Origin of the sequence: Streptomyces sp. NBC_00670 (assembly GCF_036226765.1) — a bacterium.
GTDB lineage: Bacteria > Actinomycetota > Actinomycetes > Streptomycetales > Streptomycetaceae > Streptomyces.
This window is the reverse complement of record NZ_CP109017.1, coordinates 4669047-4685473: the sequence shown is the minus strand read 5'-3', so window position 1 is coordinate 4685473 and position 16427 is coordinate 4669047. Positions and strand designations below refer to the sequence as shown.

The window sequence follows — 16427 nt, the reverse complement described above, 5'->3', positions numbered from 1 at the left end:
ACTTTGAGTGGGCCCGGGGGCCCAACTTCCGCGAGGGCGTGGGGTCATGCCGGCCATCCCTGGTGGGCCGTGCCGAGCCAGTGGGCGATCGCTTCGCTGCGGGAGGCGCTGTGCAGTTTCGCGAAGATGCGGTTGATGTGGTTCTTCACCGTCTTCTCGCTGATGAAGCAGGCGGCGGCGATCTGGCGGTTGTTCATGCCGGACGCGATGAGATCCATGACCTCCACCTCCCGTGAGCTCAGCCCAAAGTCCCGGTGGTCGGGCGGGCGGCGGCCGAAAGCGGTCGCCCGGGCGAAGTGTGCCTTCAACGACTGTGCCACGGGTGGTTGCAGCTGCGAAGGGAAATCGCTCGGTTCAGGAGGGGGCAGGGGTGAAGACCGGACAGGGGGGCCGGAACCCCGGCCCGTCGCTCCCGCCGTGCGTACCGCGGCGATCAGTTGCGGGGTCGTGAATCCGCCGTGGACCAGGTAGCCGCTCGCGCCCCGGCGGGCGGCCTCCCGCATGACCTCGGGTTCCGTGCTGTACGTGACCATCAGGACCGGGGCCAGCCGGGCCAGTTCCGGCAGGGCCGTGAGGCCGTCCGTGCCCGGCATGCGGGCGTCCAGGAGGATGACGTCGGGGTGGTGGCGGGCCGCCAGGGTCAGGGCCGCGTCGCCGTCGGGGGCCGTTGCGACGACCTCGATGCCGGGGTGGGCGTCGAGCAGTGCGGTCAGGCCCGCGCGGACGACCGGGTTGTCGTCGGCCACCAGTACCCGTAGGGGGCGTGCCTGGTCAGGCATGTGCGGCCTCCTTCTGGGGAGTGAAGGGCGCGGGGGCGTGGAGTTCGATCCGCGTGCCGCCGCGGGGCGGGCGGGTGATGTCGAGTTCGCCGCCCAGCGCCCGGGCGCGTTCCGCCATGCCCAGCAGGCCGAAGTGGCCGGAATGCGTCAGGTCGGACAGAGCCGACACCGGGTGCGGGATGCCGGTGCCGTTGTCCTCGATGCGGAGGACGAGGCCGCCGGGTTCGGATGCTTCCAGGGTCAGGTGTACGTGGGTCGCGTGGGCGTGGCGGTGGGCGTTCTCCAGCGCCTCGGAGGTTACGGCCAGGAGGTGGTGGATCGCGGACGGGGAGCAGTGCGGGTGTGCGGTGAGGTGCAGTGTGGTGCGGATGGCCGTGCGGGTGGTGAAGTCTGCTGCGTATGCGCTCAGTTGCGCCGCCAGGTCCGTCGGTGCGTGGGTGTCCGTGCGGGCGCGCAGGTCCGTGAGGACATGGCGGGATTCCGTGGCGGCCCGGCGGGCGGCCGAAGCCACCAGGGCTGCCTGGTGCTTCAGGGCCTCGGGGTCGGCCCGGTCCGCCGAGGCCGCCAGGGCCTCTGCCGTGAGGGCCAGGCCGTGCAGGGTCTTCGCCACCGAGTCGTGCATCTCGCGGGCCAGGCGGGCGCGTTCGGAGGCGACCGCCTCCGTGACCGCGAGGCGGGCGTTGACCTCGGCCAGGGCCTGGCCGGCTTCGCCGAAGCGGAACACCAGATTGCGCAGGGTCACGCCGATGATGCCGGCGGCGACGCAGAACCCGGCGAGGAGCACGGTGTTGGCGCCGGCGCCGGGGTGGTGGGACCAGGCGCGGAACACCGTGACGAGGACGATCAGTTGCAGGCCCGTGAAGACGCCGGTGCCGCGCCAGCCGTAGAGGAGGCCGGAGAGGAGGGGGGTGCAGACGGTGGCGTAGGCCAGCGGGGAGGCCGGGGAGGCGGTGAGGAGGAGGGTCGCGACGAAGAGGAGGTCCAGGGCCATGAGGCTCGGGTGGGCAAGGACGCGGGGGCCGAAGCGGTGCCAGTCGCGGAGCATGGCGTACGAGGCGGTGCTGCCGAGGACTCCGGCGGCGAGGGCCGCGTAGCGGGGGGCGCCGGTGGTGGTGTGGGCGAGGGCGAAGGGCGTGCCGACGAGGAGGGCGGCCAGGCGGACGGCGAAGGTCTGGCGGCACAGGGTCTGCAGGGCGCCCAGCTGGAGGCGGAGGGTGGGCGGGGCGGGGGCGTCGTCCTCCAGGTAGCCCCGGGTGTGCGGCGTGGTCATCTCAGCGCCCCAGGATCGAGCCGAAGTTGGTGCCGGAGCCCAGGAACATGCCGGTGGCGATGAGGATCATCGTGGCCGGGAGCATGAAGACGAGGGTGACCATCGTGGCCTTGGGGATGGTCTTGGCGGCGCGGCGGCGGGCGTTCTGGGCGTCGGTGCGGCGCATGTCCGTGGCGAGCTGGATGAGCGTCTCGGCGATCGGGGAGCCGAGCTCCTCGCCCTGCTGGAGCGCCGAGACGAACTGGGCGACCTGTTCGGAGCTGTTGCGGCGGCGCAGCTCGTCGAAGGCCTGGCGGCGGCTGACGCCCATGTCCATCTGGCGCAGCGTGATGCGGAGTTCGTCGGCCCAGGGGCCCTCGTACTTGTCGGCGACGCGGTCCAGGGCCTGGCGGAAGCCGAGGCCCGCGGAGACGACGACGGCGAGGACGTCGAGGAAGTCGGGCAGGGTGCGGTCGATGACGTCCTTGCGGTCGCGGATGGCCTGCCAGATGAGGGCGTCGGCGGCCAGCAGGCCGAAGGCGAGGGTGGCGAGCGCGATCAGTGGGTGGCCGGTGGTGAGGAAGACCAGGGCCATGAACGCGCCGAAGAAGCCGTAGACGGCGCGGCGGGCGGCGTAGCGGTTGAGGGTGAGGCCGCCGGGGTTGCCGGCCATGTCGATGCGGCGGCGTTTGGCGTCGGTGCGGCGGGGGCCCATCAGGCGCAGGACGAGGGGGGCGAACCGCATGCCGAGGCGGTCGACGGCGGAGCCCGCCGCGGAGACGCGGGTGGCGCCGATCTCCAGGGCGAGGGTGAGGTCGGTGGGGAGCTTGGCCTCCGCGCGGATCATGCGGATGCCGAGCAGGACGCCTGCGACGGACGCGGCCGTGAGGAGCGCGAGGAGCAGGGGCAGCATGGCGGTTTCCCTCCCTTCCTCAGACTTCGATCCGGCCGAGGCGGCGAATGACGAAGAAGCCGATGGTGTAGAGGCCGAGGGAGATCAGCACCAGCGCCTGGCCGAGCGGGGAGCCGGTGACGCGGGCGAGGGCGCCCTCGTTGGAGGAGTTCACCAGGACGAGGGAGCCGAGGCCCAGCATCGGCACGGTGAAGGCGGTGGCGTTGACCTCGGAGAGCATGGTGCGCACCTCGCGGCGGGTCTCCTTGCGGTCCTCCAGGGTCTGGGTGAGGTTGCGCAGCGAGCTGACGACGGAGCCGCCCGCCCGGTTGGACAGGACGAGGGTGGTGACGAGGACGATCAGCTCGCGCGAGGGCAGCCGTTCGGCGAGCTCGCCGAGGGCGTCGTCCACGGTGCGGCCCAGGCTGAGCTGGTCGGCGACCCGGGCCAGTTCCTCGCCCGCGGGGGCCTCCAGTTCCTCGGCGGCCATGGCGAGCGCGGTGCGCAGGGCGAGTCCGGCGGCGGTGGCGTTGGCGAGGAGCCGGGCGACGTCGGGGAGCTGGTTGATGAACGCCTCGATGCGTTTCTGGCGCTGCCAGTTGAGGAAGACGACCGCGCTCCACACGCCGATCAGGGCGGCGATGGGGCCGAAGAACGGGGCCAGGGCGGCGGCCGCGATCAGCCAGAGGGCGACGACGACGAACGCCACGTAGGTGACGAACTCGCCGGCCGTCAGGTCCAGTCCCGTGGTGGTCAGCCGCAGGTGGACCGCGCGGCCGAGGCGGGTGCGACGGACCCGCCGGTCGACGCCGGTGAAGTGGCGGACGCGGCCGGAGGCCGTGCGCGGCGGGCCGCTGCCGGGTCCGGCGAGCCGGTCCTCCAGGGCCCGGCGCTGGGCGCGCCCGGAGGCGTACGCGTGGACGCCGGCGACGGCGAGCGTGCCGCCGAGGACGGTGGCGCCGAGGGCGAGGAGCGCCTGGTTGTTCATGGCCGGCACCTCCGGGGAGCCGAGGGGGCGGTGGTCATCCGAGTGCCTGCCTGATGTTCCGTACGTCGAGCGCGTCCGCGACCCCGTACGCCGGGGGCAGCGGCTCGTTGGCGACGTAGAGCTTCTCCGCGACCTTGCGGGGCAGCGGGAGGTGTTCGTAGCGGCCCCGGACGACCCGGTCGGCGGTGAGCGGGTCGGCGGCGAAGCGGGAGACCGTGGCGATGCGGAACTGTTCGCGGCCGTGGCTGACGACGAGGGCGATCTCGACGATCTTGCGGGAGCCGTCGGCGTGCCGGGCGAGCTGGACGACGACGTCGACGGCGGAGTTGATCTGGTCCTTGAGCGCCTCGAAGGGGATCATCACCTCGGACATGGAGCCGAGGGTCTGGAGTCGCATCAGCGCGTCCTCGGCGGAGTTGGCGTGGACGGTGGCGAGGGAGCCGTCGTGGCCGGTGGACATCGCCTGGAGCATGTCGAGGGTCTCGCCGCCGCGGACCTCGCCGACGATGATCCGGTCGGGGCGCATGCGCAGCGAGTTGCGGACCAGGTCGCGGATGGTGATGCGGCCCTTGCCCTCGACGTTGGGCGGGCGGGACTCCAGGCGGATCACGTGCTCCTGCTGGAGCTGGAGTTCGGCGGAGTCCTCGATGGTGATGATGCGCTCGCGGTCCGGGATCAGCTCGGAGAGGGCGTTGAGCAGCGTCGTCTTCCCGGTGCCGGTGCCGCCGCTGACGATGATGTTGAAGCGGGCGCGGACGAACGCGGCGAGCAGCATCAGCATCTGCTCGTCGAGCGAGCCGAGGCCGATCAGTTCGGGGAGCGTGTAGGCGCGCGGGAAGCGGCGGATGGTGAGGGTGGGGCCGGTCAGGGAGAGCGGCGGGATGATCACGTTGACGCGTTCGCCGGTGGGCAGCCGGGCGTCGACCATGGGCGTGGACTCGTCGACGCGGCGGTTGACGGTGGAGACGATGCGTTCGATCGTCTGCATCAGCTGCTCGGCGGAGGCGAAGCGGAGCGGGAGCTGTTCGACGCGGCCGGCCCGCTCGACGAAGATCGAGTCGGGGCCGTTGACCATGATCTCGGTGATGGACGCGTCGGCGAGCAGCGGTTCGAGGACGCCGAGGCCGAGCGCCTCGTCGACCACGCGGCGGATGAGCTGGGAGCGTTCGGCGGAGGAGAGGACCGGCCCCTCGCGGCTGATGATGTGCCCGAGGACGCGCTCCAGGCGGGCGCGGCGCTCGGTGGCGGCGAGGCCGGACATCTCCGCGAGGTCGATCTCCTCGAGGAGCTTGGCGCGGTAGACGGCGACGAGGTGGCCGTCCTCGCGGGCTGCCTTGCCGTCGTCGGGGGCGGCGAGGCGGGAGCGGAGGCTCATGGGTGTCAGCTCCTCTCTGGTGACGGTGGACGGGCTCAGTCGTCGGTGGGCATCGTGGCGGAGCGGGTGAGGTCGAAGTCGTCGAAGAGCGGGATGACGGCGGGGACGTGGACGGTGACCGAGGCGGTGGTCGTGTCGGCGCCGCGCTGGACGGAGGGGTCGGGGTCGAGCCAGCCGCTGACGGCGGCGATGCCGGCGCCGGTGCCGTCGCCGCCCTGCTGGGAGGCGACGCGGGCGGCGGCGCGGGCGGCCGTGCCCGCCTGGTTGACGCCGTAGCCGATGAGGCCGAGCTGGATGGCGGCCAGGCCGATGACGAGGAGGACGGGGAGGTAGCCGGCGAACTCGATCATGGAGACGCCCCGGTCGTCCCGGTTCCGGGGGAGTCTCCGGCGCCTCGCGTCCCGTAAGAGGCGCGTCCGCAGCGTGCGCGTCGTCATCCGTCGCTCCCCTCCGGCCGTTCCAGCGCGGCGCCCGCCGTGCCGTCGACGCTCCAGCCGAGGTCGACGCCGGGGAAGAACAGCGGTACGTCGGCCCGTACCGTCGCCCGCATCAGGGAGCCGGACGGGGCGCACTCGATGTCGGCGCCCTGCCAGGAGCCGGGCAGGTGCTTGGCGCCGGCCGACCGGCAGGCGCCCGGGTAGTCGCCGCGCACCGCGTACGCCGCCGTGGCCGCGCGGGCCGCCTCGTCGGCGGCGTTCCCGGCCAGGGAGTACGTGTAGCCGTAGAGCACGCACTCCCACAGGATCGCCATGACGACGAGGACGAGGGGGAACATGCCCGCGAATTCCAGGGTGACCGCGCCCCGGTCCGAGGAGGCGCGGCGGCGCAGCGAGAGGGCGCCCCGGTCGGAGGAGGTCCGGCGCCGCCGTCCGCCGCCGCCCTCGGTGGCGGCGACCAGGCCGAGTTCGCCCGCCAGGCCCCACAGCGCCTGTTTGACGGAGGAGCGGGTGTCGAGGTCCTGGAGCCGGCCGGCGTCGACGACGGACTGGAGTTCCTTGAAGGCGGCGGGCACGGTGGTGCGCGCGGTGCGGGTGCCGGTGACGCGTTCGACGATGCCGGGCTGGATCTCGGTGGAGCGCGAGTGCCGGTTGACGACGGTGAGGGTCTCCTCGGCCTTGCGGATCTGGAGCCGGTCCCACATCCGCACCATGCGCTTGGCGGCGCGGACGGCGACGACGTCCGGGGTGACGAGGAGCAGGGCCTGGTCGGCGAGTTCGACGGCGGCGGCGGTGGCGGCGGTCAGCTGGGAGCCGCAGTCGACGATGACCACGTCGTGCCGGGAGCGCAGCGCGGAGAGCACCTGGCGGGCGGCCCGGTCGGTGACCTCCTCGCCGCGCTCACCCTCGGCGGGCGCGAGGAGCAGGGAGACGCCGCTGTCGTGGGCGTAGACGGCGTCCTGGAGCACCCGGGGGTTGATGTCGGTGATGGCGGCGAGGTCGGCGACCGAGCGGCGGAACTGCACGTCGAGATAGGAGGCGACGTCCCCGGACTGCAGGTCGAGGTCGGCCAGCGCCACCGTACGGCCCGAGGCGCGGGCGGCGAGGGCGAGCTGTACGGCGGTGACGGTGGCGCCGACGCCGCCCTTGGCGCCGGTCACGGTGATGAGCGTGCCGCCGGGCCCCGCGTACAGCTCGGGGGTGTTGCTGCCGAGGTGGCGGCGCATCCCGGCGGACCAGGTGGCGGCGGCCTGGACGCGTTCGGCGAGGGCGTCGTAGGTGAGCGGCAGGCCGATGATGCCGCGGGCGCCGGAGTCCATCGCGGCGGTGAGGACGGCGGCCCCGGCGTCGGAGGTGATGAGGACGACGCCGACGGCCGGGAAGCGCAGCACCAGGTCGCGGATGAGTTCGAGCGCGGGGACGGGGCCGATCCGCTCGTGGACGAGGACCACCTCGGGCAGTTCGTCGAGCGAGTCGGCGGCGAGCCGGGCGAGGGTGTCGAGCAGCGCGGTGGAGTCGGGGACGGGCGGGGCGGGTTCGGCGTCGGCGAGCTGGCTGAGCAGGGTGGTCAGACCGCGCGCCGCGTCGGCGTCGCCGACGGCCGGGAGGATGCGGATGGTCATGCGCGGCCTCCTACTTGTCCTCGTCGAGGGTGTACGTGCGGTCGCCGGGCGGGATCGACTGCCGGGAGCCGCCCGCGACCAGGGCGAGCCGTACGTGTTCCGCGAACGACTCGGCGTAGGCGACCCGTTGGGCGTCGGCGGTGTCGAGCGCGAAGGTGATGGGGACGGCCTGGCTCGCGCTGCGCCGGCGTTCGTCGCTGCTCTGGTCGGGGTCGAGGGCGGTGATCTTCCCGACGTCCAGGACGCGGGCGTTCTCGACGATGACCTTGGACTGGTCCTCGCCCTTGTCGTTCTCGGCCGCGAAGGTGGCGTAGATGTTGACCCGGGAGCCGGGGTCGATCTTGCCGGCGACGCCGGTGGCCGCGTCGATCATGATGGCGATCTCCTGCTGCCCCGCTTCGAGGGCGGGCCGGGCGACGATCATGTCGCTCTGCAACAGCGAGCCCTTGGCCAGCTGGGTGACGGCGATCTTGCCGCGGATCCGGGCGAGGTCGGTGACGGCGGTCTTCGGCAGCCAGCGCTCCGGCATGGATATCCGCTGGAACTGGTCGGCGTCGAGTTCCTTGTAGGGGGCGATGTCGCTCTTGAGCCGGTACGCGGTCACCTCGGGGCCGACCTTGGAGTTCACGTCGCGGATCACCGACAGGACCCCGGCGAAGGCGCCGAGGGCGCACAGGGCCGAGAGGACCAGCAGGATGACGCCGCGGCGCTGGCGGGAGTTCATGACTCGGGCAACCTCGATCGGGGCGGGGACAGCGGAGCCGTGCGGGGTGGTGCCGAACGTCGTACGGGGCGGGGGCGGGGGCGGGGCGGGGGGCTAGGTCATGCCCGGTGGCAGGGCCCGTACGGCGCCGGCGTGGGCCCTGGCCGGGGCGAGCTGGGGCGGTGGTGGCTGCGGGGGCGGCGCGGTGAGCGGGGCCGCGCAGAACCCGCAGCGGTCGCCGATGAGTTCGAGGCCGCACCAGCGGCACAGCTCACGGCGTACGGAGGAGACGAGCTGGTAGAGCACGGAGACGTCGTGCAGACCCGCGGCGAACTCGACGAGCCGGGTGGTGCCCCACCAGATACCGGAGGGCTCGGGCAGCGGCACGGTGGCCACGCCCTGCACGCGCCAGGCGGGGGCGAGCGTGGTGGTGACCCAGTCGGAGGGCGGCTGACCTGCGGCGACGAGGAGGCGGGTGCCGAACTCCGGGCCGGGTAAGTCCTCCTGGCCCACCCGGACGAGCCGGGGGCGCGGGGCGGCCAGGACGGCGAACTGCGCGCCGGGCACCCAGGACTTGGCGTGCGCGGTGAGCGTCACGGGCAGCCGGTCGAGCCGGGCGACGGAGCCGAGCAGGGCGCCGGCGTAGACGTAGTGGGCGAGCAGCCGGGCGGCGCAGGCGAGCACGCCGGGGCTGAAGTCGCACACCGAGAGCTGGCGCAACTGCTGGGCGAGCAGGGCGAGTCCGAGCGGCGGCAGGTCGACGCCGAGCAGCGCGACCCGGTCGGTCTCCAGCATCGAGCGCGCGGTGCGCAGCCGCTGGACGGCCGGGTCGGGCCGGGTGGAGCCGGAGGCGGCGGGGTGCAGGGCGATGACGTAGCCGTGCTGCTCGACGAGCGTGTGCAGGGCGACGACGGACTGTTCGAGGGTGGGGCCCGGCTGGACGACCGCGGGCGGGGTCCCCCGGTCGAGCGGCGGAAGCGCCAGACCGGGACTGGTGACGGCTATCGCGGTCGGCACGCTGCACACCACCCCGTTCCCCGCGGCGGGACGGTCGCCCCCGCCTCGGATCACCCCTGTGACGTCCTTTCGCACGTCCTCTTGCATCAGCACCATATCCACGGCGTGCGCCGCTCAACACAGAATCTTGAAGATCATCTCACCGAAGGTCGGTGCATGATCAACACAGAGTGAGGCGGGGAGCGGGGGTCGCGGCGCCAACTGGGGCGCGGTGGACGGGGGTTGACAAGGCGGGGGCCCGTCACGGCGCGTCCTCGGGTTGTCAGGCCCTTGACAGCCTTATTGGTCTGGACCATGTTGAACACACAACGGTGGCCACCGTCTTCCTCCCCTCTCTCCCCCGACTCCCCACACCGGAGGCCCCAGTGCACCGCCTCTCAGCCATGCCCGGGAACAGACCCCGCGCCCGCCACGTCCGCCGCCTCGCCGGCGCCGTCGCCGCCGCGCTCGCCCTCGCCCTGGCGGGCGCGGGCCAGGCCTCGGCGGCGGACGTCAACAACACCAGGAACGCCGGTTTCGAGGCGGGTCTGGGCAACTGGACCTGTTCGGCGGGCAGCGGCACGACGGTGTCCTCCCCCGTGCACGGCGGCGCCTCCGCGCTGAAGGCGACCCCGGCCGGCCAGGACAACGCCCAGTGCACCCAGACGGTCGCCGTGAAGCCCAACTCCACCTACACGCTCAGCGCGTGGGTGCAGGGCGGGTACGCCTACCTCGGCGCGACCGGCACCGGCACGACCGACGTCTCCACCTGGACCCCGGACTCCTCGTCCTGGAAGCAGCTCAACACCCGCTTCACCACCGGCTCCGCCACCACCTCGGTGACGGTGTACCTGCACGGCTGGTACGGGCAGCAGGCGTACTACGCGGACGACGTGTCGGTGTTCGGGCCCGACGGGGGCGGGGGCACGGACACGCCGACGGTCCCCTCGGCCCCCGGCGGGCTGAAGGTGTCGGGCACGACGTCCTCCTCCGTCTCCCTCGCCTGGAACCCGGTGTCGGGCGCGACCGGCTACAACGTCTACCGCGGCGGCACGAAGGTGCAGTCGGCCTCGGGCACCTCGGCGACGGTGACCGGCCTCGCGGCCTCCACGTCGTACGGTTTCCAGGTGACGGCGACCAACGCGGCGGGCGAGTCGGCGAAGTCCGCGACGGTGACGGGGACGACGTCCGCGACGGGCGGCGGTGACGACGGGGGCGGCGGTGCCCTGCCGGGGCACGCGGTGACCGGGTACTGGCAGAACTTCAACAACGGCGCGCAGGTGCAGAAGCTCTCGGACGTGCCCGCGCAGTACGACATCATCGCGGTCGCCTTCGCGGACGCGACGACCACCCCGGGCGCGGTCTCCTTCACGCTGGACTCGGCGGGCCTCAACGGCTACACCACCGACCAGTTCAAGGCGGACATCGCGGCGAAGAAGGCGGCCGGCAAGAAGGTCGTGCTCTCGGTCGGCGGCCAGAACGGCACGGTCTCGGTGAGCGACGCGACGTCGGCGACGAACTTCGCGAACTCGGTGTACTCGCTCATGCGGACGTACGGCTTCGACGGCGTCGACATCGACCTGGAGAACGGCATCAACGCCACGTACATGACGCAGGCGCTGCGGTCGCTGTCGCAGCAGGCGGGGTCGTCGCTGGTCATCACGATGGCGCCGCAGACGATCGACATGCAGTCCACGTCGGCCGGTTACTTCCAGACCGCGCTGAACATCAAGGACATCCTGACGGTCGTCAACACGCAGTACTACAACAGCGGCACGATGCTGGGCTGCGACGGCAAGGTGTACGCGCAGGGCTCGGTGGACTTCCTCACCGCGCTGGCCTGCATCCAGCTCGAGAACGGCCTCTCCCCCAACCAGGTCGGCCTCGGCGTCCCCGCGTCCACCCGTGCGGCGGGCAGCGGCTACGTGGCCCCGTCGGTGGTGAACAACGCCCTGGACTGCCTGACGAAGGGCACGAACTGCGGCTCCTTCAAGCCGTCGAAGACGTATCCGACCCTGCGGGGCGCCATGACCTGGTCCACGAACTGGGACGCGACGGCGGGCAACGCGTGGATCAACGCGGTGGGCCCGCACGTGCACGGGCTGCCGTAGGGGGCGGTCGGCCGGGCTGACCGCCCCCGTTGTTTCGACGGGAGCGGTCAGCCGATCGGCTCGACCGTGTCGGACCGGACCTGCCGGGTGAACTCGGCGTAGGAGGCGAGGTCGACGTCGGAGGCGTCCTGCGTCATGGAGTCCTCGTCCGTGACGGCGATGGCGGCACCCGTGTTGCCGTCGCCCCACGCGCACACGGGGTAGACGATGCTCGCCCCGAGCTTCTCCTGCTTGAGCACCTCGCAGCCGATGGTGGGCTCGCCGTCCTTCGGGAAGTCCTTCGGCCCCCGGAGCAGGGTGACGCCGTCGGCCTGGGTGGCGCCGTGCAGCATGTGCACGCGCATCTGGTGGGTGTTCTTGAACCGCCCGTACATGCCGCTGAGCAGCAGCACGCCCGTGCTGTTGTCGCCACCGATGTTGTACTGGCCGACGACGGCCCGCAGATCCTTGGCGTCCCAGGCCCCGTCGGCCTCGTCCTCGATCTGCCGGCCCTGGGTGTCGGACAGATCCTGCGCGAGCGCGTACCGCCCGTCGGCCAGGGTCTTCGGCAGGGTGAGCCGGTACTCGGCCTCCGGGAACCCGCCCACGGCGGCCCGCCCGATGAGCACGAGCACGACCACGAGCGCGACGACCGCGCCGAGGACCCCGCCCACGATCCCGAGCACGAGCCCGACCCGCCGCTTCGGCGGCGGCGGCCCGGCCCAGCCGTACGGAGACGGGGGGTACGACGGGGCGTGGGGCCCCGGCCCGTAGGCCGCCTGCGGCGGCACCGGCTGCGGAGGATACGGACCGTACGGCCCGGGCGCCGGCCCCGGCTGCGGAGGGTACGGCCCCTGCGCGGGCCCGGACTGTTGTCCGCCGTGGGGCCCCTGCGATGGCGGCGGTTCGGACACGTAGGGGTTGGGCGGCGGCGGAGGCGTGGACACGTCGGAAGGTTACTTCACGTACATGACACCCCAGCCCTCCCTATGTTGCACACATGTGGGCCAAGTGGGTGGGGGCCGCTGTGGCGGCGGGGATGGTGTGCTGGTTCGGGTGGGGGCTGGCGGGATCCGTGAGCATGGGGTGTGAGGCGACACCGAAGGGCGGATGCGGTGTACCGGACGGCGGCGGGAAGTACTTCGCCGCCGTCATGATCGCGCCCGTGCCGCTTGTGCTCCTGTACAAGACGGGGATCTACCGCAGGGACTGGCGGCCGGCTCTGGGGCATCCGGCCGGGGCGGTCGCAGGGGCGGCGGTCGCGTTGAGCACGGGTACGTCCGTCGGCCACTGGATCGTGGCTCTCGTCCTCCTCCTGGTCGGCGCCCTGGTCCTGTGGGCCGCCTGGTTCCACACCGAACAGGCGCGCGAGGCGAGGCACCGGGAGCGTGAGCGCCGGCTGCGCGAGGCACGGCGGGAGCGGGCCCGGGCGCGCAGGACCGAACGACGGCGTGAGCGGCGCCGGCAGAACTCCGGTGCGTGACACGGACGGTACGGGTCCCTCGTCGAAGCCCCGCCGCGGTCCGGACCGGCGCCCCGCTCACTTCCCGGCGGCCGCGCGGCGCTGTCGTTTGCCCAGGGGGGCCTGGGAGAGGTCCTCGGCGGTGGAGCGGAGGTTCTTGTGGGCGTAGCCGCGTTCGGTGAGCCATGCCGTCGCCGCGGTCTCGGCGCGTTCCGTGGCCTCCAGGATGTCCTCCTCGGCCTCCCCCTCGTCCAGGAAGCGGAAGGTGAACGCGGGGCGGGCGGCGATGTCGTAGCTGAGGTGTCCCTCGCGGGTGAAGGACGCGCGCAGCACGTCGTGTTCGGCGGCGTGGGACAGCAGTTCGGCGCGCTGGGCGTCGCTGAGGCCGTCGAAGACGCCGCGGACGGTGACGCGGAAGGTGCGGGTGCTCATCGGGGCAGCGTAGGTGGGGGTGGGGGCGGGGCTCCAGCGGATTTCGGGGCCCGGGTCAGGGGCTGTGCGGCGCGGGATCGGCGGCGTACTCGTCCAGGCGGCGCGCCAACGACCGTACGAGCTCGCGCAGTTCCGCGGGGCGTTCGATGACGAACGGGCGGTCCAGGGCGGCGAGTACGCCCGGGATCCAGTCCAGCCGCTCTGCCCGGAGCCGTACGTCGGTCCAGTCCGGGCCGTCGTCGGACGGGAGTGGGGAGAGCGTGGCGACGGTCGCCGGGAGGTGGCGGCGGATGTGCCGCTCGTCGGCCATCACACGCAGGCGCACCTCGTGGGCCCACGGCGTCCGGGCCAGGCCGTCCAGGACCGCCGCCACCGGGTCGAAGCCCGCCGGGGTCTCGAAGGACCCGGGGAGCGCGGTCACGCCGTTGACCCGGTCCAGGCGGAACGTGCGCACCTCCGCCTCCCCGGCGGCCGGGTCGGCGGCGGTCAGGTACCAGCGGCCGCCGTGCGCGACCAGGCCGTACGGCCGCACGGTGCGGTCGCTGCGGCGGCCCGTGCGGTCGGTGTAGGCGAGCGCCACGGGGTGCCGGTCGCGCGCGGCCTCGGCGAGGGCGAGGAGCAGCCCGGCCTCCCGCGCCTCGGCGGGGCGGGGACGTGCGGTGAAGTCGGCCGTCTCCAGCAGCGCCTCCAGCCGCCGCCCCAGCGCCTTCGGCAGGACCCGGCGCAGTTTGGCCGCCGCGCTCTCGCTCGCCGCGCCCGACGCGGTGACCGGCCCGGCCCGCCGCGTGACCAGCAGTCCGAGCAGTACGGCGAGGGCCTCCTCGTCCGTGAGCATCAGCGGCGGCATCCGGTACCCGGGCGCGAGCCGGTACCCGCCGTAGCGTCCGCGCACCGACTCGACGGGCACGCCGAGCTCCAGCAGGTGCCCGGCGTACCGGCGGACGGTGCGCTCGTCGACGCCGAGCCGGCCGGCGAGGTCGGCGACGGTACGGGTGCCGCCGTTCTGGAGGATCTCCAGCAGGGCGAGGACGCGGGTGGCGGAGGTGGTCACCCGGAAATTGTCCCGCCGATACCGGGCGGAAGCTGTCCGGTATCCGTTCTAGCGTGGCACGCGTCCCCGACCGACAGACCGACCATCACGTACGACTGGACATCTCATGGACCTCGTCTCCCTCCGCGTCATCAGCAACGACGTCACCCGCCTCGTCACCTTCTACGAGGAGGTCACCGGCGTCCCGGCGACCTGGTGGACCCCCGACTTCGCCGAGCTGGCGACCCCGTCGGGCACGCTCGCCCTCGCGAGCGACCGCACCCTCGCGCTCTTCGGCGGCGGCACGGACCTCGCGGCCCCGGCCGCCAACCGCTCCGTGATCATCGAGTTCCGCGTCGCCGACGTCGACGCGGAGCACGAGCGCCTGGCCGCCCTCGGCCACGAGTTCGTCCAGCCCCCGACGACGATGCCCTGGGGCAACCGCTCCGTCCTCCTGCGCGACCCGGACGGCAGCCTGGTCAACCTCTTCACGCCGGTCACGGCCGAGGCGCTGGCGAGGCAGGAGCGCCAGGAGGCCTGAGCGGGCGGCCCGCCCCGGTGGCGGAGTGGGCGGCGTCAGGTGCGCAGGTGGGACGCGCCGTTGAGATCGACGACGGTTCCCGAGGCCCAGGCCGCGGCCGGGGAGGCGAGGAAGTGCACCGTGGCGGCGATCTCCTCCGGCGTCCCGACCCGTCCGAACGGGCTCTCCGCGCGCAGCCGTTCGCCCTCCGGCCCGGACAGCTTCGCCGCCTGCCGTTCGGTGGCGACGAAGCCGGGCGCGACGGAGGTGACGGTGATGCCGTGCGGCGCCAGTGCCACGGCCAGCGACTGGCCGAGGGCGTGCAGCGCCGCCTTGGTCGCCCCGTAGGCGGGGAAGTCCGGCTCGCCGCGGAAGGCGCCCCGGGAGCCGACGTTCACGATCGCGCCGGCCGCGCCCCGGTCGACGAGATGACGGGCCACCGCCCAGCTCAGGTCGGCCGCGCCCAGCAGGTTGACGTCGACCATCCGCCGCCAGACCTGCTGCCAGTGCGCCAGCGGGGTCTCCGCGACCGGGTGCCGGGTCTCGGCACTGGGCGCCACCGCCGCGTTGTTCACCAGCACGTCCACCGTGCCGAGCGCGGCCACCGCCTCGGCCGCCAGCCGCTCGGCCGCGCCGGCCTCGCCCAGGTCGGCCTGGAGCAGGGCGTGCCCGGTGCCGGGCAGCTCCCGCAGGGTTCGTTCGGCGTCCGCGCGGCGGCCGGCGTACTGCACCGCGACCCGGTCGCCACCGGCCGCGAAGGCCCTCGCCACCGCACGGCCGATGCCGCGCGAGCCACCGGTGACCAGCACGCCCCTCATCGGCCGGACCCGGTGTGCCGGTGGGCGGCGTGCGGCCACCCGGCGAACGGTCGGTGCGACATCACAATCCCCTCCAGCGGACTCGACGACCCGCCCAGCGTGACCGACGGGAATTGAGAGACAGGCCCTAGACGCGCAGATGGCGGCTCACGTCGCCGGTCAGGTGGATGCGGACCCGGCGCTCCACGAAGCGCCAGCGGCCCTCGCGGTGTGCGAAGCGGTCGCGGTAGCGTCCTGCGGCCACGGGTTGCAGGGGCAGCTCGGGCAGGGCCTGGAAGACCGTGACGTACGACCCCGCGGTCGCCGTGCCGGCCTCCTCGTCGACCTCGACGGCGATGTTGGTCGTGACGTGGTGCGTGCGCGGCGTGCCGTCCTCGTAGAGGAGCACGGTGTTCCGGAGCATCGTCTCGACGGCTTCGCGTCCCTCGGCGGGCGGGCCGCTCCCGATGAACACGGCATCGGCCATCAGCTCGCCGACACCGGCGAAATCCCCGGTGTCGACCAGCTCCGCGTACTTGAGGACCAGGTTCGTCACGGCGAGCACGTGTGCGGCTGTTTCCATGTCGAGCGGGCCCGCTACCGGTCCAGCGTGCGCAGGACGCAGAACTCGTTGTCCTCGGGGTCCGTCATGACGACCCAGCTCGCGCCCTCGGTCTGGTGCTCGGAGCGCTTCGCGCCGAGGGCGAGCAGGCGGGTGACCTCGTCCTCCGTCGTGCCCTCGACGGGGCTGACGTCGAGGTGGAGGCGGTTCTTCGCCGTCTTGCCCTCGGGGACCGGAATGAAGATCAGCGTCGGCGGCATCTGGCGGGCGCGGAACTCCTCGGCGGTCGGGTCCCAGGAGCCGATCTCCACCGTGTCGCCGTCCCGGTCGATCACCTCCCAGCCCAGGACCGCGCTCCAGAAGGCCGCGAGCCGCTCGGGGTCGTGGCAGTCGACGACCACTTCGATGAGCCTGCTGGTCATGGGTCCCCCAGATGGTGTGGACGGAAGCGACGGCGATCGTACGTCAGTGCGGTGGGTGGGGCACGGGATTT

General features: G+C 73.1%; 18 protein-coding genes. 3 read left to right on the top strand and 15 right to left on the bottom strand.

The genetic code is table 11. The annotated features are described in order from the left end of the window. Positions 1-44: 44 nt before the first annotated feature. The 9 genes from OIE12_RS20915 to OIE12_RS20875 form a co-directional block, all read right to left on the bottom strand. On the bottom strand, positions 45-779 hold the full coding sequence (locus OIE12_RS20915) for a response regulator transcription factor (RefSeq protein ID WP_329137529.1): 735 nt from the start codon (positions 777-779) through the stop codon (positions 45-47). After that, positions 772-2049, bottom strand: coding sequence for a sensor histidine kinase (locus tag OIE12_RS20910; protein ID WP_329137527.1), 1278 nt, complete (start codon positions 2047-2049; stop codon positions 772-774). The genes OIE12_RS20915 and OIE12_RS20910 overlap by 8 nt, the downstream gene beginning before the upstream one ends. Position 2050: 1 nt before the next feature. Beyond that, the gene (locus tag OIE12_RS20905; RefSeq protein ID WP_329137526.1) at positions 2051-2941 is read right to left on the bottom strand and encodes a DUF5936 domain-containing protein; all 891 of its coding nucleotides are present in this window, start codon (positions 2939-2941) and stop codon (positions 2051-2053) included. 19 nt (positions 2942-2960) lie between these two features. After that, on the bottom strand, positions 2961-3908 hold the full coding sequence (locus OIE12_RS20900) for a type II secretion system F family protein (protein WP_329137523.1): 948 nt from the start codon (positions 3906-3908) through the stop codon (positions 2961-2963). A 34-nt stretch (positions 3909-3942) separates the two neighbouring features. Next, the gene (locus OIE12_RS20895; RefSeq protein WP_329137521.1) at positions 3943-5283 is read right to left on the bottom strand and encodes a CpaF family protein; all 1341 of its coding nucleotides are present in this window, start codon (positions 5281-5283) and stop codon (positions 3943-3945) included. Between the two features lie 35 nt (positions 5284-5318). Then, on the bottom strand, positions 5319-5720 hold the full coding sequence (locus OIE12_RS20890; protein WP_329137519.1) for a TadE family protein: 402 nt from the start codon (positions 5718-5720) through the stop codon (positions 5319-5321). Continuing rightward, positions 5717-7342 (bottom strand): AAA family ATPase, encoded by a 1626-nt coding sequence (locus tag OIE12_RS20885; RefSeq protein WP_329137517.1) that lies wholly within the window; start codon positions 7340-7342, stop codon positions 5717-5719. Before OIE12_RS20885 ends, OIE12_RS20890 begins: the two co-directional genes overlap by 4 nt. 10 nt (positions 7343-7352) lie before the next feature. Further along, positions 7353-8066 (bottom strand): Flp pilus assembly protein CpaB, encoded by a 714-nt coding sequence (gene cpaB, locus OIE12_RS20880; RefSeq protein ID WP_329137515.1) that lies wholly within the window; start codon positions 8064-8066, stop codon positions 7353-7355. Positions 8067-8159: 93 nt separating this feature from the next. Beyond that, positions 8160-9074 carry a hypothetical protein gene (locus tag OIE12_RS20875; protein ID WP_329142104.1) on the bottom strand — a complete coding sequence of 305 codons (915 nt, stop codon included), beginning with the start codon at positions 9072-9074 and terminating at the stop codon, positions 8160-8162. A 371-nt stretch (positions 9075-9445) separates the two neighbouring features. On the opposite strand from OIE12_RS20875, the gene OIE12_RS20870 reads away from it, so the two are divergent. Further along, entirely contained in the window at positions 9446-11152 is a 1707-nt protein-coding gene (locus tag OIE12_RS20870) for a chitinase (RefSeq protein ID WP_329137513.1), read from the top strand. Positions 11153-11199: 47 nt separating this feature from the next. Here OIE12_RS20870 and OIE12_RS20865 read toward each other — a convergent pair whose 3' ends face one another. Beyond that, positions 11200-11817 (bottom strand): hypothetical protein, encoded by a 618-nt coding sequence (locus OIE12_RS20865; protein WP_329137511.1) that lies wholly within the window; start codon positions 11815-11817, stop codon positions 11200-11202. A gap of 479 nt (positions 11818-12296) precedes the next feature. Here OIE12_RS20865 and OIE12_RS20860 point away from each other — a divergent pair, with 479 nt between their 5' ends. After that, positions 12297-12614, top strand: coding sequence for a hypothetical protein (locus OIE12_RS20860; RefSeq protein ID WP_329137509.1), 318 nt, complete (start codon positions 12297-12299; stop codon positions 12612-12614). Between the two features lie 57 nt (positions 12615-12671). Here the strand turns inward: OIE12_RS20860 and OIE12_RS20855 are convergent, their stop codons facing one another. Together OIE12_RS20855 and OIE12_RS20850 are read right to left on the bottom strand one after the other, a co-directional pair. Next, on the bottom strand, positions 12672-13025 hold the full coding sequence (locus OIE12_RS20855) for a DUF6204 family protein (RefSeq protein WP_329137507.1): 354 nt from the start codon (positions 13023-13025) through the stop codon (positions 12672-12674). A gap of 55 nt (positions 13026-13080) precedes the next feature. Further along, complete coding sequence (locus tag OIE12_RS20850) at positions 13081-14076, bottom strand: helix-turn-helix transcriptional regulator (protein ID WP_329137506.1); 996 nt, start codon at positions 14074-14076, stop codon at positions 13081-13083. A 106-nt stretch (positions 14077-14182) separates the two neighbouring features. Between OIE12_RS20850 and OIE12_RS20845 the strand changes: the two genes are divergently transcribed. Continuing rightward, positions 14183-14596, top strand: a complete 414-nt coding sequence (locus tag OIE12_RS20845; protein ID WP_329137504.1) for a VOC family protein — start codon at positions 14183-14185, stop codon at positions 14594-14596. Between the two features lie 35 nt (positions 14597-14631). On the opposite strand, the gene OIE12_RS20840 is transcribed toward OIE12_RS20845, so the two are convergent. The 3 genes from OIE12_RS20840 to OIE12_RS20830 form a co-directional block, all read right to left on the bottom strand. Then, the gene (locus OIE12_RS20840) at positions 14632-15393 is read right to left on the bottom strand and encodes an SDR family NAD(P)-dependent oxidoreductase (RefSeq protein WP_329137502.1); all 762 of its coding nucleotides are present in this window, start codon (positions 15391-15393) and stop codon (positions 14632-14634) included. Positions 15394-15520: 127 nt separating this feature from the next. Beyond that, a complete protein-coding gene (locus tag OIE12_RS20835; protein ID WP_329137500.1) occupies positions 15521-15955 on the bottom strand; it encodes a nuclear transport factor 2 family protein in 435 nt (144 codons plus the stop codon). 14 nt (positions 15956-15969) lie between these two features. Then, complete coding sequence (locus OIE12_RS20830; protein ID WP_329137498.1) at positions 15970-16356, bottom strand: VOC family protein; 387 nt, start codon at positions 16354-16356, stop codon at positions 15970-15972. Positions 16357-16427: the final 71 nt, after the last annotated feature.